Consider the following 20,949-nt stretch of genomic DNA (forward strand, 5'->3'; position numbering starts at 1 on the left):
AAATTCTTTTCTTTCTAGGGAATTGACCGCCTCTAGTACACCCTGGATTTCCCCTTGAGTACTCATCGGAACACAGATAAGGTTGTAGGTAACGAACCCCACGGTCTCATCGATATTTCTATAAATTCGAGGATCGTTTTTTGCGTCGTTCACGATTACGGGTTCTAATGTCTCTAGAACCATTCCCGCAATCCCTTTTCCTCTTGGAACTTTCAGTTCCGTAAGGGATTCTCCTTTTGTGCCTTTAGCAATGTTGAAAACGAGACAATCTTCGTTTTGATCATACAAAAGTAGGGAACAACCTTCTGTGTTAAGGACGTCTTTTGTGGTTTCTATGATGATGTTAAGAAGTTCTTCCAGGTTGTCGGTCGAGTTAATTTTCGCCGTAATGTTGGAAATTAAAGATAAGGATAACTGCCTTTCACTCATAAAGGGGTGTTGGGATTTTTTTGTAGAAAGAATTCAATCATTGAACACGGGAAAGTTTTCCTTGTCAAGGAGTTTCAACGAATCGAAAACTTTGAGGAAAACGAAACAAATGAAAAATAGCGTTAATCGAACCCACGAATGTATCTTTTTCGAAAAAGAGCAAGACAAATCATGATTCAATTAAAGAACCGATGCCTTGGTTCGTGAAAATTTCAATCAAGATGGAATGAGAAACTCTTCCGTCAATGATATGAGTTCTATGCACTCCTTGATCAATCGCTGCCAGACAACATTCTACCTTAGGAATCATTCCGCCTGAAATTTCTCCCTTCCGAATGTATTCCTTCACTTTACCTCGGTTAAGGCCGGTCGCTAATTTTCCGTCGATCAAAATTCCTTCCGTGTCGGTAAGAAGAATAAGTTTTTCCGCTTTGAGAGCACCCGCGATTTCACCGGCGAAAGTATCCGCGTTGATGTTTAGACTGTTTCCTTCTATACTTTCCGCTACTGGAGAGATGACCGGAATGAACCCTTCCTTTTGGAGGTTATGAAGAATTTCCGGATTTATGGATTCGATTCTTCCTACAAGCCCCACATCGAAGAGCTGTTTTTCCTTTCCTTCCAATTCGATTTCTATCGGAGCTTTGACTGCTTTTGCGAGATTACCGTCCTTGCCGGAAATTCCGACCGCTTTTCCTCCTTGAGAATTGATCATAGAAACGATTTGTTTATTTACCTTACCGGTAAGAACCATTTCCACAATTTCCATTGTCTGAGTGTCGGTAATCCTATGTCCGTGAACGAATTCAGTTGGAATTTTCAAACTATCTAAGAGGCGGTTGATTTCGGGTCCTCCTCCGTGAACGATTACGGGATGAATGCCTACATACTTTAAAAGGACGATGTCTTTAGCAAAAGATTCTTTGAGATCGGCCTTAGCCATCGCGGCTCCGCCGTATTTGATCACAACCGTCTTGCCTGAATATTTGGTGATATAAGGAAGGGCTTCTAGGATGTGATTGACTCTTTCCAAAAGTTTTTCCATGAGAAACAAAAGAATCCTTGTGTCTTCCTCTGTCATCTAGAAATAGAGAATAATAAGTTGCCTGTTATGAGGTTATAGATTGTCTCCGAAAAATCAAGAAACGAACAAAAAAAGAAATGTGATTCTTACCGGAGGAAGTGGAGGTTTAGGAAGAGCCGTCGCTGAATCTCTTGTATTCGAAGGTTATTCCGTGACCAATTTAGATATTCAGGTTCCGAAGAAAATTTTGTCGGGAGAACTTTTCCTGAATACGGATCTTACAAAAGACGAAGAACTTATTTCCTCGCTCTCTAAATGGGAAAATACGATTTCTACCCAAAATCAGATTCCGTACGGTTTTGTCCACTGTGCCGGATATGGAGGGCCTTATCATAAAATCACCCAAGTCAGTCTGGAAGAATGGGATCGTATTTTTTCGATAAATATACGTTCTTCTTTTCAAATTGCGAAGTTTCTTTTACCTATATTCAAAAATTTGCAATTAGGAAGATTGGTATTTATCGCTTCTTCTTTATCGCTGATCGGCTCCGCAAATTCGGTTGCATATTCCTCATCAAAACACGCTTTGATCGGTTTTGTAAAATCTCTTGCAGATGAATGGGGGCCTTTCGGAATTACTGCGAATGCGGTCAGTCCGGGTTATATGGAAACGTCGATGGGAATTCAGGAGGATCAAGTTTCCGATCATAGACAAAAAATCATTAAAATGACCCCGTCCGGAAAAATTGCGTATCCTTACGAAATCGCAAGGGTCGTTACTTTTATGTTAAACGAAAACTCTTCTTATATCAACGGCGCAAACTGGGCCGTTGATGGCGGAATCACTGCGGTATGAAAAATTCTAAATTTAGAATATTTTAATATATTGAATTTTCGTTATGTTACTTTATTCCGAAAAAAAGATTGCGTAACTTTCTTTGATTCTCGGATATGTGTTCTTCGAATTTAAATTGGCTCGTTTGAAATCGTTTGGAAAGTTTCATTTTCCTTTTGAGGATTTTACCTTTTCTTGCGATCAAAAGTTCTATTTTTTCGCCCGCCCTAAATTGTTTCAAAAGATTCTTTCGATTTCCGGAGTGAATCCGAGTTCCGTTCAATGCAATCCACTCGTCTCCTTGACTCAGGTCCACAGAAGGATCTAAAAATTTCCAGTCGATCTTATGGATGACGAGATTTCCTTTTTCTTCCCTGGTTCCGAAACCGAGTTCCGCTTCCGGATTCGAATCCGATCGCTTAACACCGATTTTGTGAAAATATTTTTCAATTGGAACCGGAATTGGTTTGTCAAGATAATCGCCGAATTCCGATTTTAGATCGATCCCTGTACATTTTTTTGCCGCTTCAAAGAACTCGATTTTTGTAAAACCCCGATTTTTTACTAAATGGAAGGTTTGATAAATTTCGTTCATCACATCTAAAAGAGAATGATCGCCTGAAGATTCGGACAAAAGGTGAAGATTCATAGCCAAAGCCAAAATACTTCCTTTGATGTAGTAGGAAATTCCCGTATTATTTGCGTTCGGATCGTGCGGGCGATTGTAGAATTTGGTCCAAGCCGTAAACGAAGAATCTTCAAGACTCATCCAAGATTCGCCTTCCGATTTTTCCAAACTCAGTAAATCTTCCATTACTTTCGCAAGATACAAATCCGCATTGAGATGTTTGGTTTTGACTAAAAAATATGCGTCATAAAAAGAAGTGATTCCTTCCGCTATCCATAGTTCTCTTGTTAAACTCGGCTTTTGGTAATTGAAAGGGCCTAATGCGATCGGTCGGATGCGCTTTACGTTCCAGAGATGAAAGTATTCGTGGGACAAAAGTTCCAAAAGTTTTAGATATCCGTCTTTTGAAATTGCCTTCAAAGGATCGTACATATTTACCGAAGAATTGAGATGTTCTAAACCTCCGTAAGCCCCTTCTGATAAAATCAAAATAAATAGATAACGGTTATTCGGTGAACCGCCTAAAGAACGGATTTGTTCTTCAGTAATCTTTTGTAAATCCGGGATCAGAGTTTTCTGAACAGATTTGGATAATTCTCCTTCGAGTACGATTTCATGAACACATTCTCCCGCACGAAAGGAAACGGCCGCGCGGTTGGATAAAAGAATGGGGGCATCCAAGAACTCGTCTAGATTTTTGGAAAAACGTTTTTTCCCTTTGCCATCTATACCCGAGTGACAGAATTCAAAGGGAAGAGAATTCGAAATCTCTAATGTAATTTCGGAAACTTTTTCGTCTTTCGGATATAAGAACAGGGCGGGTGGGTGCAAAAGGCAAAACTCGGTTGTAAAATAATTAGAACGAACTGAATAATCATAACCATAAACCACATAACGTATTCTAAACGGTTTCCCTTCGCAGTAAACGCTCCAGGAATCTAAACCAATTTGTGAAACTTCTGGACGTTTCCTATTTTTCCCTAAAGCAAAGACTTCGAGTTTATGAATATGTTTAGAATAATCCCGAATCATATAGGACCCAGGGGACCAAACGGGAAGGGAAAGGATTATTTCTTTTCGGGGGGACATTATCTCCAAATCCACTTGAAGATAATGTCCCGTAAGTTGATATTCTTGAATAGAAAAGTGAAGTTTAGACAATCATGTACCGCTGACTTTGGAAATCTCTTGGAGAGTTTCTTCCACCGTAGTCGTCGGGTCAACTTTTCTCCAAACCTTTTGAATCTTTCCATTTGGAGAAATTAAAAAAGAGTCTCTAGAAAGTCCTTTGAAAATCTTACCTTTCCATTCCTGATCGCCATAAACTCCCAAGGCTTCGCTGAGTTTGTGATCCGGATCGGACAAAAGCGGGAAATTCAAAGAATATTTTTGAATAAAATTTTTGTGGGAGTCTAAATGATCCAGACTTACTCCGTAAACTTTAGCTCCGATTTTTTTGAATTCTTCAATATTATCCCGGTAACTACAGGCTTGTTTAGTACAGCCCGGAGTATCATCTTTAGGATAAAAATAGAGAAGAGTCCAAGAACCAACAATATCTTCCGGAAGTTTGATGCTTTTACCTTCCGTACTTTCCAAACTAATCGTGGGTAGATTTGTTCCTAACATTGAATCCGACATTCAAATTCCCTCCGGAAGTAAGAATATCGAATTCAAATGAGATGCAACTGCTTTTCGAAATAGTATGAAAGATTTAAAGGCGGTTTGTACTTAAAAGGAATACAATTTTTAGATCGGGTTCAACACTTTCTGGAAAAGTAAACGATTCGTTTAATAGCGAGCGATGCAGCGATTGAGATTTGCGATCGAACGTCTTGGATAAGACTCAATGCGAGTGAACCGGACATCAAGAAAGGTAAAAAGGCCAAATTTACAGATGATCGGGGCACACTTTCTCCGCTTAAACTGGAAAACAACGTTAGCGGACTCAGACTCATTTTCACTTTGGAGTATGTGTCGCGTTCGTAGGAAAGGTTGAGTCCCAAGTTTTCGGAATCTTTTTGGAAGGGCTATTTCAAAATTTTAAAGCCGTGGTTGAAAATTTATTTTTCAAAAGAGGATAATTTTTCGAGAATCCTAACCAAGAACGGACTTGGAAAGTCCGGTTTCAAGCGTTTTTTTAGCAAAGTATTTGTCGGAACAAAGATTATGAATGTGGTCTTACGGCAGGCTCTGACTATAAACAATCGTTGCCAAAGTCTGTTCTTTCTTAAAGATTGGATTCCGTGATGCGGCTCTTTTAAGGGATTCGACTATTGTCGAAATATTTGGAGATTGTCTTTAAAAATCCATCGGGGAAAAACGGCATTCAGAGTTCACTATAAAATTCCCTATATTATACGGCAGTGTAAAGTTTTCTTTATATTGAGTTGTCGGTCGTGTTTCGGAAAATAAAACAGCAATTTTTTGAACTATCAATTTGGAATGAGGAAAAAACTGGCCTATGATCTCTTATACAGTCTATAAAATGATTCATATTTTTGGAATTCTTCTATTGTTTACCGCGCTTGGAGGGGTTACGCTTCATGTTTTGAATGGGGGTACGAAAGAATTTTCCAATCGTAAAATCGTAGCGATTACACATGGAATCGGTCTCTTTTTAATTTTGTTAGGCGGATTTGGGATGTTGGCAAGACTTGGGGTCATTTGGTCTTGGCCGGGTTGGGTGATTGCAAAATTTGCGATCTGGCTGGCATACGGCGGACTTTTGACAGTGGTTTATAAAAAACCCTCCTTGGGAAAAATGTTTTGGTTCGGATTTCCCCTTCTTGGCCTTCTTGTAGTGTATGTCGCAATTTACAAACCGTTTTGATTTCCATTCACCTTCGAAAATGAAAATAGGAAATATAATCTAAAACATCTCAGGGGATTAAAAAATATGGCAAAAAAAACATCCACAGTAAAAGGGATTTCCAAGATGAAGAAGGACTCTTCGATTCGATCCATCAACGATTTTTTAGGTGCTAGAGATCTGCCTCATCCGGTAGATCGTCTAGAAGACGTTCGAAGAAGGGCTCGTAAATTTAGGGAGAAGATGCTCTCCGGTCCTCAAGTGATTTTTTACAGGTCTTACGATTTAATCAGGGTTCCTTATCCTACGCGTTATGCGCTTTTAAATGCTTATAGTCTTCCAACTCCGTACATGCATATTCTCAATCGATTATTCATCATCCAGTATAAAACTCCGGATGGAATCAAAACGCTTTTATTTTCTCCTTCCGATTTGGATGGAAATACGGAAACCCCGTTTTTCAAAAGACTTTCTGAATCTTTCGGACCGTTTCAATCCATTGGAAAAAAGATCATCGCACCGATTTTAAACACAGTGGAAGAGTGTCTGAAAGATGCGGGGATTTCTCCCGAAAAAGTCGACTATATTTCTTATGATCACCTTCATACACAGGATATCCGTAAGTGGTTGGGGGCGAATGGAGAAAAAGGCTACTTTCCGAACGCAAAACTTTTGGTAATGAGACAAGAATGGGATTCGGTTCAGGGACTTCTTCCTCCTCAAGCGGATTGGTATTGTCCGAATGGAACCGGAGGAGTTGCAAGTGATCGAATTCGGATCTTGGACGGAGACGTCTCGTTGGGACAAGGAGTTGCTTTAATACGTACTCCGGGACATACTTCAGGAAATCATTCTCTTGTGGCCCATACTTCCGAGGGGATTTTTGTTTCGAGCGAAAACGGGGTTAGTGCAGATAGTTATTCTCCGTTAAAGTCCCGGATTCCAGGAGTGAAAAAATACGCAAAGGCGACCGGTATGGAAGTTATCCTAAACGGAAATACACTTGAGAGCGGATTGGAACAGTATATTTCCATGGTTCAGGAAAAAGAAATGGCGGGAATTTCTTCCAGGAATTCGGACTTTTACAACGTTATGCCTTCTTCAGAGATGACAAGTTACTGGTTGTTTCCAGGAACGACCCCTACCTTTAGTTTCGGAAGATTGTCTTTTGGTTCTCCGGTGATCTAAAGGAAATAAAAAAGTGATTTTATTCATCACAGGTTGCGCGGGCGGCCTTGGAAAAAAGTTAGCAGAAGAAGCTTTTGCCGCCGGGCATTCGATTCTAATCACGGACGTCAATGAGAAGGAACTCAAAAAATTCGCAATTCCCTGGAAAAATGAAAAAAATCGGGTGCTTGTTTCTAAACTCGACGTAACTTCTCCTGACGATTGGAAAAAAGTAATGGATCTTGCGATCAAAAAATGGAGTAAGATTGATGTACTTCTCAATGTTGCAGGTTATTTATTGCCCGGTTATATTTATGAAGTCTCTTCCAATCATATCGATCGGCATATCGATATCAATACAAAGGGAGTTATGTACGGAACGAGGGAGGCCGCAACCAGAATGGTAGCGGCAGGAGCGGGGCATATCGTAAATATCGCGTCCTTAGCGGGAGTCGCTCCAATTTCTGGAATTTCCTTGTATTCTACCTCTAAGTTTGCGGTGAGAGGTTTTTCCCTTGCGATCGCTCAGGAATTGAAAGAAAAAAATGTTTATGTTACGGTTGTTTGTCCTGACGCGATCAAAACTCCGATGCTGGATCTACAGAAGGATTATAAACAGGCTTCGATGACTTTTTCCGGGGGTAGAATTTTAACGGTGGAAGAGGTTTCTAAAATCATTCTTGGTAAGGTTCTTACCAAAAGGCCGCTTGAAATTTTGGTTCCTAGTAGTCGTGGTATTCTTGCAAAGATCGGAAATGTATTTCCTGCAACCGCCGCAATCTTGGGTCCAATTCTCCGAAAAAAAGGTCTAAAAAAACAATTCGTTTATACCAAAGACTAAATTCTCTCCGGATTCTTTCTATGTTCGGATTTTAATTTTCGTTTGCTTGTTTTTAGAACTTGTCCCCAAACCTTTAGAAGTAGGAACTCCTAGCTAGTTAACGATAAAAAGACGGTTTAAAAATCTATAAACTTCTCAAAAAGAGACGTAATACTACATTTTGCTATTGGCGATTTAGCAATTGCTATTTCTCTTCAGGTTTTTAGATACACATCTTACAAAAAACGACATCGGAAAATTCAAAACCTTTTTTAAAATGAATTTAGAGTTTAACTAGTCCTGAACTTTTTACGAATATTTTTAAGGGCATCCTGTCTTGATTTTTCCCTGACTGACGATCTTAGATTTCTCTTTACCGGTAAATAAGACTCGGTGCTTGCCAGAGTTTTATGTCCTAGAAAATCCTTCACGTGGTTCAAGGACGAACCGTCGGCGATCAAATGTAGGGCTCTACTATGTCTGAGAGTAAAAACGGTTATTGGACTTGAAATTCCGGAGTTCCTGCCTATTTCGGAAATGATCCTTTCCACGTTTCTAGATGTCGTATGAGATCCTAAACTTTTTCCCGGGAACAGATATGCGTTCGAAGAAGAGATAACTTCTCTTTCATACCTCTTGATCAGAGTCCCTAATTCCGCAGGGATTTCTACAGTTCTAGATTGGGAAAGAATCGGAACTTTGATGTGAATCGATTTCCTTTTTGTATCCAAATGAGCCCATCTAAGAGTAATCAATTCACCGACGCGAAGGCCTCCAAAATACACCAGACCGCACATCAACTCATGTTTTGCGTTAGATGATGCAGTTTTTAAAATACTCTGCATTTCTTTATAAGTGATTGCGTTCGGATTGTTATATTCCCGTACGGGCCTTTGAAAATCCTGGAATAAATTCATTTTCATTACGTCTTCGAAAAACATTTTCAAAGAACTTACGTTGATCTGAATGGTAGAAGAAGATACTTTTCTCTTTCTTAAGTGATCCATATAACGATTTAAATCTTTCACAGTGATCCTTTCCGCAGGCTTGTCCGCAAAATGAAGAAAATCTAAGTTATATTTCATGTAAGTATAAGCCGTAGCTTTTTTATAATTTCTCTGGCGGATAATCTTTATTAGTCTTTCAATCGAGTGTTTGTTCTTTTTTGGAACGTCCAATTCTGCCATCTTTCTTCCCTGCTAATTTAGTAATGAGACTCGTTAGTTGCTTTTATATGATTTTGATATTCTTTTTCTAAAAGCTTTGAAAAAAGGGAACCAAATATCGCCAAAATGTGTCAATTCAATATTCGATTTTGCGCAGAATTCTAGAACAAACCTCTTCCACCTTCAAATCATCTATTTCAAGGTAATAATCCGAAACACTTCGATAATGGGGCAATCGGTTCTCTAATACGTTCCGATAGGAGTTAATTGCACTGAGTGGGGGACGAGTAGGGTCGCTTTGAATCTTTTCCACTAAAGCGTCCGTGGGCTTAGAGAGGCCAAAAACGACCGCAATGGACTTTAAAAGATCAATTTTGCGATTACTAGGGATCTCTTTTCCTTTGGCATCCAAATCAAATAAAATACCGCCTCCGCAATCTAAGATAATTCCTCTGGAAGTTTTGAGTTTTACTAAGATTTGGAACTCTAGATCTCGAAAAGTTCTCCAATCTCCTTCATTTTCTTGAATGAATTCCGGAATGGAAATCCCTCCCATCTCGTAAACCGCGATCATGTCCGTAGATACTACGGGCATTTCTGTTATTTTAGAAAGTTTGCGAGAAATTTTGGATTTTCCGACCCCTCTTGGACCGATCAGAGCAAAATTTTTTCTCAAGCCTGAATCAACTCGCGGATGTGCTTCTGTATTTCAGGAAGGACCGTATAGTACATTTGTACGTCAGAGTCGGTGATTCCTATAATTTGCAAAGCCTTATTGGAAATTGGGGTGGATAAGCCCGCGATGTCAATTCCCACTCCCGCTGCTATGGAAATCGAATGAGCTACATGAACCACGGATACCAATTCCTGAAATTCTTTTTCATTTTCGGGTTGGCTGTAGTTTCGTGCTACGTGAATCAATTCTTTTGGAAAATTCCATTTTTCTAATAATTTCTCACCCACTTCTTCATGGGAATATCCGAAATGTTTTCTTTCTAATTCTTCGAACGAAACGGAATGAGTTTTTAATTCTTCCCTAAGATTGGCGATCACGGCGGGAAAAAAGTCGGTAAGAATCACTTTGCCTATATTGTGTAAAAGGCCACCGGTAAACGCGAGGTCCAATCCGATTTTGAGCTTTTTCTGTTCACAGATTCTTTTGGAAAGTTCCGCTACCGTGAGAGAATGAATCCAGTTGTCTTCCGCTTCTATCTGATAACCTTTCAGATCTTTTTTAAGAATTCCTCTCGCCGCGGTTAGTAGAATGATATCTTTTACCGTTTTAATTCCTAAAGTCATCAGAGATTCTTGTACGGTTTTGATTGGTTTTGCTGCTCGATAGTAAGCCGAATTGGAAAGTTTAATCACATCGGCCGTTAGACCCGGATCGTGTGAAATTTCCTTTGCTAGGTCCGGAATCGCTACATCTTGTTTTTGCACCATTTGCATTACTTTCGTAACTACGGATGAAATTCTAGGAAGTTGAGCGTCGTTTAAAAAAAGTTGGTCTATTTTTTCTTTCATCTTTTCTTACCTGACCTTGTAGAGATACTTTTCAAACCCGCCTTTTTTTAAAAGAACCCGGCCGTCATCCAAATACAAGCTGATAGTTCTACCGTCGTTTCCTCCGACATCCTCTAAGATTAAAGGAATTTTACTTTGTTCCAAAATAGTTCTGGCGATAAGGATGTTTTGTTCTCCGATGTTTTGTAAAAAACTGGATTGAACTCCTTTGAACATGGAGGCACCTCCGAAGAGTCTTACCGAATATTCTCCGTGGTTACAGCCCATTTCGCTCATTTTTTTGATCAAGAGAGGAATTGCAGTCTCTGCGTATTTGAAAGGATTCTTTTGTGAATCTTTTCCGCTTGGGTCTTTGGAGAGCATAAAGTGAGCCATTGCTCCTATCTTTTTGTCGGGAGCGTAAAATACCACCCCGATGCAGGAACCCAAAGTGGTTCTCAAAATTTCGGGAGACTGTGCTCCCTGCATATCGGCGATTCCTACGTTGACTACTTTTAATCCTTTTGTCAGCATTTGTATCCCGTTATCCCGATCATTTTAGTTATAAAAGTGTAACAAGACATTATAGGAAGCTCTCGAATTCTTCAATACTTTTTTGAAACAATTTGAAGAAGTAGGTGCCTTTGAATCTAAAAACGGCAGAATTTCATTTTACTCTCGGATCTTGATTTCATATACTGCCTTTGGAATGGTAAAAGCGGCACTTAAAAGTAAGGTAAAATCCGAACACAAAAAAAAAGTCTTCGGCTCGGAACCGATTGAAACGTTTAAACTGGGCAAGACGATTGTAACGATTCTTGGGACTGCGCATATCAGTCAAAAAAGTATAGACGAGGTTCAAAAAATCATCCGGAAAGAAAAACCGGACACGGTATGTGTTGAACTTTGTAATTCCAGAATGCGTTCCCTTAAAGATAACGAACACTGGAAAAAATTAGATATATTCAAAGTTTTTAAAGAAAGAAAAATGTATCTTCTCCTTTCAAGCCTTATTCTCTCCGCATTCCAAAAAAAACTCGGTAAAGGCTCCATTCGCCCAGGGGATGAGATGAGAATGGCAATTAGCGAAGGTGAAAAAATCGGCGCTAAAATCGTTCCAATCGACCGGGAAATTTCAACGACTCTCAAAAGAGCCTGGTGGAACATCGGAATTTTCAATCGTATGTTTCTTCTTTCGGCGCTACTGGCTTCCCTTTTCGTGAAAGAAGATGTCTCCGAGGAAAAAATTGAAGAGATGAAATCGGAAGATGTTCTCAAGGATCTTTTTTCCCAACTTCCGAAACGCTATGAGTCGATTAAGAACGTAATCATCGACGAAAGGGATTCCTACCTCGCTCAAAAGATTCGAGACACCGCAAAGGAAGGGAAAAAAATTTTTGCCGTAGTCGGCGCAGGTCACTTGCAAGGCATCATGAATCACGTCTGGGAAGAGAGAGATATTTCCAGTCTAGATCATTTACCTCGAAAAGTGGCTCTGGACCGTTGGAAAGGTCTTTTGATTCCCGGGATTTTTTTCGGTCTCATTCTGACTGTTTTCTATTTCGGAGGCAGACAACAAGGTCAGGAATTAGTTCTTCGTTGGATTTTAGTCAAAGGCGGACTTGCCGCATTAGGTGCTATTATTTCTCTTGCGCACCCTCTATCCGTGGTCCTTGCGTTTCTTGCCGCTCCCATAGGTAATTTTAATCCGATTATCAAACCGGGTTGGATTGCCGCGTTATGCGAATCTTGGTTACGCAAACCCCTCGTTGAGGACTTCGAAAAAATCGCTCAGGATTCGGAACACTGGAAAGGATATTGGAAGAATAACGTGATTCGTATCTTTCTCGTGTTTATACTTCCTCAAATAGGCAGTAGTATCGGTACGTTTATTGTAACTGCAGACTTATTCCGAGTTCTTAAGGGATTGATGTGATTTTTAGGCTTCGGAAATCTAAAGCCTTTATCTTTTCGATTTTGGCTTGTTCCGGAGCTTTTTTCGCGATTCGTTCCGAGCCCGCCGAATTCGAACCGAATGTGGTAATGAAAGAATGGAATCTTCAACCGTATCTAACGTATTACGAAGATAAATCAGGAAAACTTTCTTTTCCCGAGATTCAAAATATCTTTCGATCTGGGAAATCGATTCCGCTTTTCAATAGTAGCTTTGGATATTCTGATGCAACGATTAAGTATTTCTAAATGAAACATTTTATTTTTATAATATTATTTATTTTGTTATTGCTCACGGATTGTGCGGTCGCGGGACGTTCTTCGAAAAAGAGTCTTCCGAAACCTTTAGGCGTGGTTTTGCAGGAAGTTTCTATCGCGTTGAAAAAACAGATCAACGTTAACCGACAAACTTATTTTCCCGAAAAAAAAGGCGCGTTAAAACTTGCCGTTCTCCCTTTATTAAATGAAAACGGCTTGGTTACCATTTTAGGAACCACGATTTCCTCTCAACTTCTGCCGCAGATGTATGATCCGGAAAAGATTGTACTTGTGGAAAAGTCCCAATTGGGGCGACTCATCAACGAACAAAGTTTTCAAAAGTCCGGATTGGTGCTTTCCGATCAGAATCTGGAAATCGGGAAATTATCGGGAACGGATCTTCTGCTTTTGGGAGTAGTTCAATTCAACGACCAGACGTTTTTACTTCAACTGAGAGTCGTATCTCTTCAGTCGGGAGAAATTCTCGCCTTATCAGAATCCGTCTTTGATTCGGACGATACTCTTTACAGTCAGTACCGTTCTATTATTACGGCTCCTTAAGACTCACAGGAAAAACCTTCGCTTTAGTTCCCTGATTTTGGGCGGAGGTAACGAGTGATCCATAAAAGGCGAGACGCTTTAGTGAGGACTTCTTTTATCATAAAATCTACTTTTCAAAAGATCTTTGTCGGAACACTTGCGTTTTATCTATGTAAAGTTCTAACCATTCGTCATTTGAAACGTGCGGATTCCAGCAATCTTCAGAAACGATGAACTCGGATCTTTTCGTGATGCAACAGACAACGTTCGAAATCTATTCTTTCTATATTTCGCCTAACGTTTATTCTTTTTCGCTGCCGATTTGTTTTTGCCGAAAACCGAAATCGGTTTTTTCTTAGACACATTTTTCGCTTTGGAGCGGACAACCTGTGGATTCACGATGGACTTTGTTTTCCTTTTGGGAGTCTTTTGATTTTTTGTCGTAACATTTTTTTTAACGGGCGATTTTGACTTCGAATCGCGCTCTTTCACTGATTTTTTCTTTGCCGAGAAATTTTCTTTTGAAGTTTCGGGTTGAAATATTTGTAACTGAGCTTTTGTTATAGGTATCGTTTGCTTTTCGAATTCCTGCGTAGCCGCGCTCGGATAATGGAACGAAAGAAATTCCAAAATTGTTCGAATATTTTCAGCTTTGCGAACTTGGTTGTAATTTCCTGGAATATCGAACCAAAGATCTCTTCCTTCGCCGTAAACGGAAGAAGAAGCTGGAAGAAAGATAAATTCTTTTAAAGGTGAAAGAGGATGAAAGCGGTCCATGAATAAAAAAGTTTTAAAGAGTTCTTTCAAATACTCGGAGCCGTAACGTAGACTGCTTAAGGGAAAAAAGGAAAATAAATAACTTCCTCGAAACGGAGTTCCTAAAGTTACGAGCCCTCGGATTTTTTGACGGCTTCGATCCGGAAGCAACAAAGTCAAAAGTCCGCCTGTATTGTGGGCGAGTAAAACGGATTTAGAGGGAATTTGATCCATCTGTTTTGCGAGAATTTCCACGGCTTTTTTCGTGTTAAATAAAAAAGGAGGAATTCTCAAAATTTTAGGCTGATACCCCTTTGATTTTAAAGCCTTGCACAACTTGGAATAAAACAAAGTTCCCGAAAGATAACCAGTTACGATATAAATATCTCCTCTGGAAAGACTTGGATCTGCACTTGAGGGGAATAACGAAGAAATTAAAGAAAATATGAATTCTAAAATCTCAGAAAGAAAATAAAGAAACGTTCTAAGAGTAGATATGATTTTTTTCATGAGAATGGCTTGAAGTTATGGAGTAAAAAGATAAGACTGTCAGAGTCTTTCATGAAAACAAAGAAGCTGATTCTTTTCCTATGGATTTTTTTCATTTTACCTTCCGTTGTCTATTCAAATATTCCGACACATTTCGGTATGGAGAAAAATTTCAAGGAAACCTGGAGAAAGTCGTTCCCAGTTCCTTATACGAAAATTTTAAAACATGATTTGACGGGTAAGGGAGTTTTGGTTTATAAAAAAACTCCGAAAACTATCGTTTATATCTATACGTATCTCGTTTTTCTTCCTTTGTATTCGGAAAACGAAGAAGTCCCTAAGGCGATTCCTGGTAAAGGAAAAGAAGTAAGAGCGAAACTTTTTTACGAACCTTCGAACCCATCCGAGAAATTCTTGATTGAGTTTACTGAGTTTGACGAACAATACAATAGCAGATCGGTGATTCGATGGATTCGATGAAATTAGGGGCAGATGAACTAATCCAAAACAAAATGGCTGCCGAAGGTTTGTCTTCCGCTTTCATACAGGATTTTTTGAAAAAGACGGATCTGGTTCGAAATGGGGAAACTGGAATTGTTCGCTGGGAGGAAGTAGGCGATCTGGACCCGGTTACGGACGAGATCGCTCTCGAACAAATTGAAAAAGAGAATCTCCCAGATCCGTCAATTCTTAAGAATCTGGTTGTTATCAAACTAAACGGAGGACTCGGAACTTCGATGGGGCTTTCTGGTCCTAAGTCCTTGATTGAATTGAAAGACGGGATGTCCTTTTTAGAAATTGTCGCCAAACAATCCGAATTCATTCAAAAGAAATATAATGTGTCTGTTCCTTTGATTCTGATGGACAGTTTCAATACACAAAGTGAAAGTCAGACGGAACTGAAAAGAATCGGGTTCCGACAAAAATTCCCGACTTCTTTCTTACAACATAAAGTACCTCGTCTTTTAAAAGAAAATCTAACGCCGATTGTGTGCAAAAATCCCGACGATGAATGGTGTCCTCCCGGCCACGGAGATATCTGGATTTCTCTTTTGGAGACTGGATTTTTGGATACTCTCATTGCAAGTGGATATAAAGTTGCGTTCGTATCTAACGGGGATAATTTAGGGGCTACTGTACACCCTGGAATTCTTTCTTATATGTTGAAAGAAAAATTGGAATTCTGTATGGAAATGACTCCGAAGACTCTTGCCGACAAAAAAGGCGGGGCGATCTACAAAAAGATCGTTCATGGAAAATTGGAGAGTTACCAACTTCTCGAAACGGCTCAGGTTCCTCAAGAACACATACACGAGTTTGAAGGTTTGGGCAAATTTAGAACTTTTTCGACTAACAACCTTTGGATTGATTTAATTGCTCTTAGGGAAAAAATTCTTCAAGGCAATTTTGAACTTTCTCTGATCGTAAATCCGAAAACAATTGAAGGAAAAGACGTTCTCCAGCTTGAAACCGCAATGGGCTCTGCGATCCGAAATTTTAATAAGATCAAAGGAATCATTATTCCCAGAGATCGATTCACTCCTGTAAAAAAATGTGAGGATTATCTTGCTCGGAGATCCGACGCATATCATCTTTGGGAAAACTACTCGATTACGATGTCCGACGCAAGGAAAGAATCGGGGTTAGGCGAAGTATTAATTACCTTGGATGAAAAACACTACAAGAAAGTCCAAGACTTCAATCGACTTTTTCCGGAGATTCCTTCTTTGGTGCGTTGCACTTCTCTCATCGTTCAGGGAGAAGTGTTATTTGATCAAAAAGTTTCGATCATAGGTGAGGTAGTGATCCAGAACACTGGTTCCGGGCTTTGTAGAATATCTGATTTGGGATCGAGAGTTTTAGAGTCCGGAAAATATTCCTTTTAAGGCTTTACAAAGAAAATCCTTCATCGAATCTTTTATTGGAATTCTTGGAACGAATCAGTTCAAATCCAATAGGATTTTTTAAATCATAAAGGTTAAAATGACAACTTCTAAAAGTTTAAAGATCCGATCCTTTGACGAAGATGAAATTGAACAGTTCAAGAACGTCTTTATCAACGAAAACAGAGGTAAGCCGATTGTTCTTCTTCGATTTCAAGATATAAAATCCTTATCTTTTATTGATTTCTTACAACTTGTTCCAATCAAAATATCGGAATTGTGTCCCGGTGTGGAAAACCACTATTCTTATTACTGTTATGGAGATAAAAAGAATCTGCTGATCGGAGTTGCTCCGATTCAAATGAGCATCGGCTCAAACGGATTTTTAAACTTTGATTCGCTTCTTGGACGATTCAGAGAGGTTTCAATCAAAAACGGTTCTATGAATTTTGATTTTGGAATTGCAAGAACCCAATGTAATTATATTTCTTATGTGGACGAAATTTTTCATGAATTGGAAGTTTCTTCGCTCAAAAATTTGCAAGACAATCTTATCCGCTGGAGTTGGACTTATCTCAATCGGGTCAATGATTATTTTGCTGGCGAAAAAGCGGATGCTGTCATTCAGCCGATTATTTACTACAATCATAAGACACATACGTACTCTATGAAAGGAGGGGAGGTGTTTGTCGGAGGAGAAGCTTACTCGGGTTATGCGGATCTTATTCGGGATATTCCTCACGACCAAGATCTAAATCGAATTGAACTTCTGATTTTGGAAAAATTAACGGTATGTTGTAATGGAGCCCCTGGTCTTTTAAAATTCAATATTTCTCCGCAGACTCTTATCGATACGTTCGATACAGACGAAAAGGTAACTCGTTTTCATAATCTTCTTCTTAATCAAAATCTAAATCCGGCTCTTATAAGAATGGAATTAATTGAAAAGCCATATGAAGAAGTAGATGTCACACTCAAGAGCGTATGTAAGAGATTCTGGAATTTCGGAATCAGTTTTGCGGCGGATGATTTTGGAGTCAAAAGCCAAAGCCATCAGATCGTTTTGGATTTGGGAGAAATGATTAAAGAATTCAAACTCGATCCGATCAGTTTTAAATTTAAGGCCAATCAGGATCTTACCAAATTCTTAGATAACTTAGCGTTTATCGATTATTGCAGAAGACTTTCGGATAATCGGGAAGCGATTATCACAGCCGAGGCTTTGGAAGACATAGATTCCTTGAACTTCTTAATTACACACCAAGTCTATTATTTTCAAGCCAATCTATTCTGTAAAAAAATTTCCGTCGAAGAATATAAAGAAATTTTTAACGACATGCAGGATCTTCCGGAAACAATCGTAAATCAAATTTTAAGTTCAGAAGAACTTCTTTTCAGACTCAAGAAAAAAGGCAATATCTTCAAACTCGCAAAAGAATTGGAACTCGTTTCTTAAATTAAGGTTTCTGTGTAAGTGGAGATCTAAAAGTTTTACTCGCTTTGTCTCCAAAGTTAAATTTTATTTAGAGCCAAGATAAATCCGTTAGAAGTACGACGATCGGTTGTTTACTCGTGTCGGGTGGTGGAAGATTTGAGAGACTTTCTATTTAAAAAATCATAATTTTATAAATAGAAAGTCTCCTTTATGGGACTCCCGCAAAAAATTCCATTTTTAACCACTGTGATTTCAATCACTTTTTACGACTTGCGAGAGATTAGCGTTGATAGAATATTATTAACTCCTAATCAAAGATTTTCTTATTCTTTTAGGAAGGATAAATTGGATTTTTGACTTACGATCGAGACGTCTTTCATCGTGACCGAAAGAGCATCTCCCGATTTTTCGATCTCTATTTTGAATTTTCCGTCCTTGTCGATAATCGGTGATTCTTCCACGTATTTACCTTCGAAGATTTTCTTTTTATTGAATTTTACGGTGTAATTGATATTGTCCTGACTTTCGATTTCCAAAAGTACTTGATTTACTCCGTTATTCCCGTCCCAGGCCATTGCAGTCCAAGGCCCTTTGAATTTCTCTAAAGTGGAATCCCCACCGAAGGTTCTTTTCTTAGGAGCCGTAACTGCGGTGGAAATGACGGCCGACACGGGAAGGGAATTTTCACTTTCTCCTCCGAGATCAGTTTTTGAAGTCACAGAATAAAGAAATAAAGTTTCCTTCTCCGGGACAACGGCCACGTAATCGTTTTTGTTCCCTGCGGAACCTAGAAAAGTCCATTTTGATTCTCCTCTTTTCTTACGAAAAACATAATATTCTGATGCTTCTTTCGTCTTATCCCAAGTCAGATTTATCTTAGCCTCTTTTGCATCTAAAACACCTTTTAGGTTTTCAGGAGAAGTAATTTTTACACCTCTTTGTTTGTTGGGATCGGTATATCCGTAGGCAAAACTTGAGAACGGGCCGTTTTTTCCTTCCGAATTTACGGCTGTTATGGAATAGTATGCGAATCGAGCGGGCAGATTTTCATCGATGAATTCTTCTGCTCCCGTTTCGGAAATTTTTTCCCAAGCTCCTCCTCCAATCCAACCGGATTTTACGTATCGAAACACGAAATATTTGGAAGCTCCGGAAACTTTCTGCCATTTCAATTCTACTTTATTTTGATAAGAACCTCGGCTAGCAACTAATCCCAATGGCTTTGCAGGAGGGGTCTTAGGTTGGGCCGTAAAACCGGTCACTGCATCAGAAGGTTCTCCGGTTTTTCCGCCAAGCTTTCCGGAAACCACATAGATTTCCACGATACCTTTTTTTGCTGCGGAATAATCAACGTAACTGTTGATCTTGGAGTTCCCGATCGGATTGTATCTCTTCTGAGCCTTATTCCATTTAAAGATTTGATATTCGGAAGAAACGCCTCCCGGTTCCCAAGTGAGTTCGATTTTGTTATCGTACTGACCTTGTGTCGCTTTCACCCCCAAAACCTTGGGAGGAGGCTTTAGCTCTTCCGTTTTTGCAAATCCGATCACCTCTCCTTGCGATAAATCGGAAGCGGAAGAATCCGTTAAAGTCATAATCTTATATCTATAAGCGAGATTTGGTTGAACTCCGTCGTCGTTAAAGCTGTTCGTGCTCGCCAAACCGATCTTTCCGAAATTGGAATCTCCTGGACCCTTTCTATGAATTTCATATCCAACTGCGTTTGGAACGATTTCCCAGTTGATTAAAACCCTATCTGTAAAACTTCCTTGAGAAGCGATGATGGAAGAAGGTGCTTCTGGATTGGAATCGCTCGCGATCGAAGTAGGTTCGGGAGTGTTGGAATCCGGCTTTCCTTGATCGCTGACGGTTTCAATCTGGTCGATCATTACAAAGGCGCCTTGACAAATTCGAGTGAACCAACGATAGTCTATATAACCGTAACCTTGGTCGCCCCAATCCGTTCCCCAAGAATTGATGAATTTTACGGCATTTTTAGAATCGTCGTAACCGACGATCGCGATCGCGTGTCCTCCGTAAGTTTTACCTAAACCCTCTTTGTAAATTTGATCTCCTTTCAGATTGAAGAAGTTCTCATAAACTAAAACTCCTGCGACAACCGGCTTACCTTCCGCAAGTTGCGCTTTCACTTCGGTTATATCCGTCGTTTTCACCCTTAAAAATTCTTTAGCTTTGTATTTGGAAGCGGCGTCGATTGCTGCTTGAGAAGGGCGGGCTCTGTAATCGGCGGAATTATAGGGCATTGTTTCCCAAGGTGCTGCTCCCATTTCCACGATCACACGCATTGCGTCGGAGATCAAAGATCCGTTGTCTCTTCCTCCGTTGATTTGATTGTAGATAAACGCGGGCGAAAATATTTTGCTGTAATTTGGATTTCCTTCGGGGGTTCTGAGAGACCAATCCTTGGAACCTTTTCTTTCGATATATTCTTGGAAACTTTTAGTTGCGTAGGCTGTGGACCAAGCGACACAACTGCCTTGTTCTCCCTGATTTCCTACAGGAGGCATGGAAGGAGAAAGGTCCACGTTCGAAGCAAGCCCTCTATGGGAAATTCCGTATGGATTCGTGCCCTTTAAGGAGGAAAGGAGTTCGGTAGATTCCCGTTGCATCCCCAAAGAACGAATCAACGATTGCGCAAGGATTGGATTGAGAGCGAGCGAAAAAAGAATCGATGTTAGAATAGAATATTTTAAAATTCTCATATACTTTCCTTTTAATTCCCTTTTTGGGATTGAACTATTTCTCGGATTTTGTCTTCCGTTTCTCTGGAATATTCTTTAAACGCAAAAGGATGGGGTTCGTAGAGTGTAATTAATTGTGATTCATTTCCTTTGCTATCTTTAACTGTTTTTTGATTTAAAAATAGAATATAATCCCCTTCAGGAGGAGCGGCTTTCAACCATTTTCCTAAAAGCTCCGGAAAGATCATAAATCCGATTTCAAACTTGGCGGGAAGTTTTTCTCCGCCTTTCCAGGGTTTTAGAATTTCAACTGTAGCTATTACGGAAATCGAAGTTTCGGAAATTTTTTTTTCGCGAACGTTTGTAATTCGAGTGAGAGCTATGTAATCGGAATTTTTAACCTGATGTTCAAGAGTAGGGGGAGTGGGTACCGATAAAAGCGGCAAAGTAAAAAATAGTAAACCGATCCAAGCAAACGCTTTCAAATTCATCTTTATCTCCATCGGCTGATTTTTTTCAGCCAAAAATGAAGTATGAACTTACAATTCG

20 protein-coding genes and 1 pseudogene (1 of these 21 cut by a window edge) are annotated in these 20,949 nt (G+C 39.6%); 10 read left to right on the forward strand and 11 right to left on the reverse strand.

Annotated elements, in window-relative coordinates; genetic code table 11:
- On the reverse strand, positions 1–429 hold the beginning of the coding sequence (locus LEP1GSC190_RS18105; RefSeq protein WP_002749250.1) for a SpoIIE family protein phosphatase. The gene continues 1,314 nt to the left of window position 1, outside the view; the window shows 429 of its 1,743 coding nt (coding positions 1–429); its start codon is at positions 427–429; its stop codon lies beyond the left edge, outside the window.
- Positions 430–598: 169 nt separating this feature from the next.
- Positions 599–1,474, reverse strand: a complete 876-nt coding sequence (argB, locus tag LEP1GSC190_RS18110; RefSeq protein WP_036036122.1) for an acetylglutamate kinase — start codon at positions 1,472–1,474, stop codon at positions 599–601.
- 79 nt (positions 1,475–1,553) lie between these two features.
- Here argB and LEP1GSC190_RS18115 point away from each other — a divergent pair, with 79 nt between their 5' ends.
- The gene (locus LEP1GSC190_RS18115) at positions 1,554–2,309 is read left to right on the forward strand and encodes an SDR family NAD(P)-dependent oxidoreductase (RefSeq protein WP_002749206.1); all 756 of its coding nucleotides are present in this window, start codon (positions 1,554–1,556) and stop codon (positions 2,307–2,309) included.
- A gap of 46 nt (positions 2,310–2,355) precedes the next feature.
- Here the strand turns inward: LEP1GSC190_RS18115 and LEP1GSC190_RS18120 are convergent, their stop codons facing one another.
- A complete protein-coding gene (locus LEP1GSC190_RS18120; protein ID WP_002749533.1) occupies positions 2,356–4,077 on the reverse strand; it encodes a M61 family metallopeptidase in 1,722 nt (573 codons plus the stop codon).
- A complete protein-coding gene (locus LEP1GSC190_RS18125) occupies positions 4,078–4,557 on the reverse strand; it encodes a peroxiredoxin (protein WP_002749398.1) in 480 nt (159 codons plus the stop codon).
- Positions 4,558–5,380: 823 nt separating this feature from the next.
- Here LEP1GSC190_RS18125 and LEP1GSC190_RS18135 point away from each other — a divergent pair.
- The 3 genes from LEP1GSC190_RS18135 to LEP1GSC190_RS18145 all read left to right on the forward strand — a co-directional run bounded on the left by LEP1GSC190_RS18135 (position 5,381) and on the right by LEP1GSC190_RS18145 (position 7,736).
- A complete protein-coding gene (locus LEP1GSC190_RS18135; protein WP_002617059.1) occupies positions 5,381–5,749 on the forward strand; it encodes a SirB2 family protein in 369 nt (122 codons plus the stop codon).
- 66 nt (positions 5,750–5,815) lie between these two features.
- On the forward strand, positions 5,816–6,916 hold the full coding sequence (locus LEP1GSC190_RS18140; protein ID WP_002749611.1) for an MBL fold metallo-hydrolase: 1,101 nt from the start codon (positions 5,816–5,818) through the stop codon (positions 6,914–6,916).
- Between the two features lie 13 nt (positions 6,917–6,929).
- Positions 6,930–7,736, forward strand: coding sequence for an SDR family NAD(P)-dependent oxidoreductase (locus LEP1GSC190_RS18145; RefSeq protein WP_002749315.1), 807 nt, complete (start codon positions 6,930–6,932; stop codon positions 7,734–7,736).
- A gap of 269 nt (positions 7,737–8,005) precedes the next feature.
- Here the strand turns inward: LEP1GSC190_RS18145 and LEP1GSC190_RS18150 are convergent, their stop codons facing one another.
- From LEP1GSC190_RS18150 to LEP1GSC190_RS18165, 4 genes are all read right to left on the reverse strand, one after another.
- A complete protein-coding gene (locus tag LEP1GSC190_RS18150; RefSeq protein ID WP_002749440.1) occupies positions 8,006–8,902 on the reverse strand; it encodes a tyrosine-type recombinase/integrase in 897 nt (298 codons plus the stop codon).
- A gap of 115 nt (positions 8,903–9,017) precedes the next feature.
- A complete protein-coding gene (locus tag LEP1GSC190_RS18155; RefSeq protein WP_002749553.1) occupies positions 9,018–9,557 on the reverse strand; it encodes a shikimate kinase in 540 nt (179 codons plus the stop codon).
- Complete coding sequence (locus LEP1GSC190_RS18160; RefSeq protein ID WP_002749661.1) at positions 9,554–10,405, reverse strand: HDOD domain-containing protein; 852 nt, start codon at positions 10,403–10,405, stop codon at positions 9,554–9,556. Before LEP1GSC190_RS18160 ends, LEP1GSC190_RS18155 begins: the two co-directional genes overlap by 4 nt.
- A gap of 6 nt (positions 10,406–10,411) precedes the next feature.
- Positions 10,412–10,918 (reverse strand): chemotaxis protein CheD, encoded by a 507-nt coding sequence (locus LEP1GSC190_RS18165; protein ID WP_002749308.1) that lies wholly within the window; start codon positions 10,916–10,918, stop codon positions 10,412–10,414.
- Between the two features lie 175 nt (positions 10,919–11,093).
- Here LEP1GSC190_RS18165 and LEP1GSC190_RS18170 point away from each other — a divergent pair, with 175 nt between their 5' ends.
- The 3 genes and pseudogenes from LEP1GSC190_RS18170 to LEP1GSC190_RS18180 all read left to right on the forward strand — a co-directional run bounded on the left by LEP1GSC190_RS18170 (position 11,094) and on the right by LEP1GSC190_RS18180 (position 13,156).
- Positions 11,094–12,320: a TraB/GumN family protein gene (locus tag LEP1GSC190_RS18170; protein ID WP_036036123.1), complete on the forward strand. Its 1,227-nt coding sequence runs from the start codon at positions 11,094–11,096 to the stop codon at positions 12,318–12,320.
- Positions 12,317–12,574 (forward strand): annotated as a pseudogene (locus tag LEP1GSC190_RS18175) (hypothetical protein); the annotation flags it as partial. The gene LEP1GSC190_RS18170 and the pseudogene LEP1GSC190_RS18175, both read left to right, overlap by 4 nt.
- 12 nt (positions 12,575–12,586) lie before the next feature.
- Positions 12,587–13,156, forward strand: coding sequence for a hypothetical protein (locus LEP1GSC190_RS18180; protein WP_002749340.1), 570 nt, complete (start codon positions 12,587–12,589; stop codon positions 13,154–13,156).
- 273 nt (positions 13,157–13,429) lie between these two features.
- Here LEP1GSC190_RS18180 and LEP1GSC190_RS18185 read toward each other — a convergent pair whose 3' ends face one another.
- Positions 13,430–14,401, reverse strand: coding sequence for a lipase family protein (locus tag LEP1GSC190_RS18185; protein WP_002749590.1), 972 nt, complete (start codon positions 14,399–14,401; stop codon positions 13,430–13,432).
- Positions 14,402–14,452: 51 nt separating this feature from the next.
- Between LEP1GSC190_RS18185 and LEP1GSC190_RS18190 the strand changes: the two genes are divergently transcribed.
- From LEP1GSC190_RS18190 to LEP1GSC190_RS18200, 3 genes are all read left to right on the forward strand, one after another.
- On the forward strand, positions 14,453–14,860 hold the full coding sequence (locus tag LEP1GSC190_RS18190; protein ID WP_002749512.1) for a hypothetical protein: 408 nt from the start codon (positions 14,453–14,455) through the stop codon (positions 14,858–14,860).
- A complete protein-coding gene (locus LEP1GSC190_RS18195) occupies positions 14,848–16,266 on the forward strand; it encodes a UTP--glucose-1-phosphate uridylyltransferase (RefSeq protein WP_002749456.1) in 1,419 nt (472 codons plus the stop codon). The genes LEP1GSC190_RS18190 and LEP1GSC190_RS18195 overlap by 13 nt, the downstream gene beginning before the upstream one ends.
- 97 nt (positions 16,267–16,363) lie before the next feature.
- Positions 16,364–17,719 carry an EAL domain-containing protein gene (locus tag LEP1GSC190_RS18200; protein ID WP_002749304.1) on the forward strand — a complete coding sequence of 452 codons (1,356 nt, stop codon included), beginning with the start codon at positions 16,364–16,366 and terminating at the stop codon, positions 17,717–17,719.
- Between the two features lie 302 nt (positions 17,720–18,021).
- Here the strand turns inward: LEP1GSC190_RS18200 and LEP1GSC190_RS18205 are convergent, their stop codons facing one another.
- Both LEP1GSC190_RS18205 and LEP1GSC190_RS18210 read right to left on the reverse strand, forming a co-directional pair.
- Positions 18,022–20,421 carry a C1 family peptidase gene (locus tag LEP1GSC190_RS18205; protein WP_002749429.1) on the reverse strand — a complete coding sequence of 800 codons (2,400 nt, stop codon included), beginning with the start codon at positions 20,419–20,421 and terminating at the stop codon, positions 18,022–18,024.
- An 11-nt stretch (positions 20,422–20,432) separates the two neighbouring features.
- On the reverse strand, positions 20,433–20,891 hold the full coding sequence (locus tag LEP1GSC190_RS18210) for an LIC_20196 family exoprotein (RefSeq protein WP_002749252.1): 459 nt from the start codon (positions 20,889–20,891) through the stop codon (positions 20,433–20,435).
- Positions 20,892–20,949: the final 58 nt, after the last annotated feature.

Source organism: Leptospira mayottensis 200901116, assembly GCF_000306675.2.
In the GTDB taxonomy this organism is placed as follows: Bacteria; Spirochaetota; Leptospiria; order Leptospirales; family Leptospiraceae; genus Leptospira; species Leptospira mayottensis.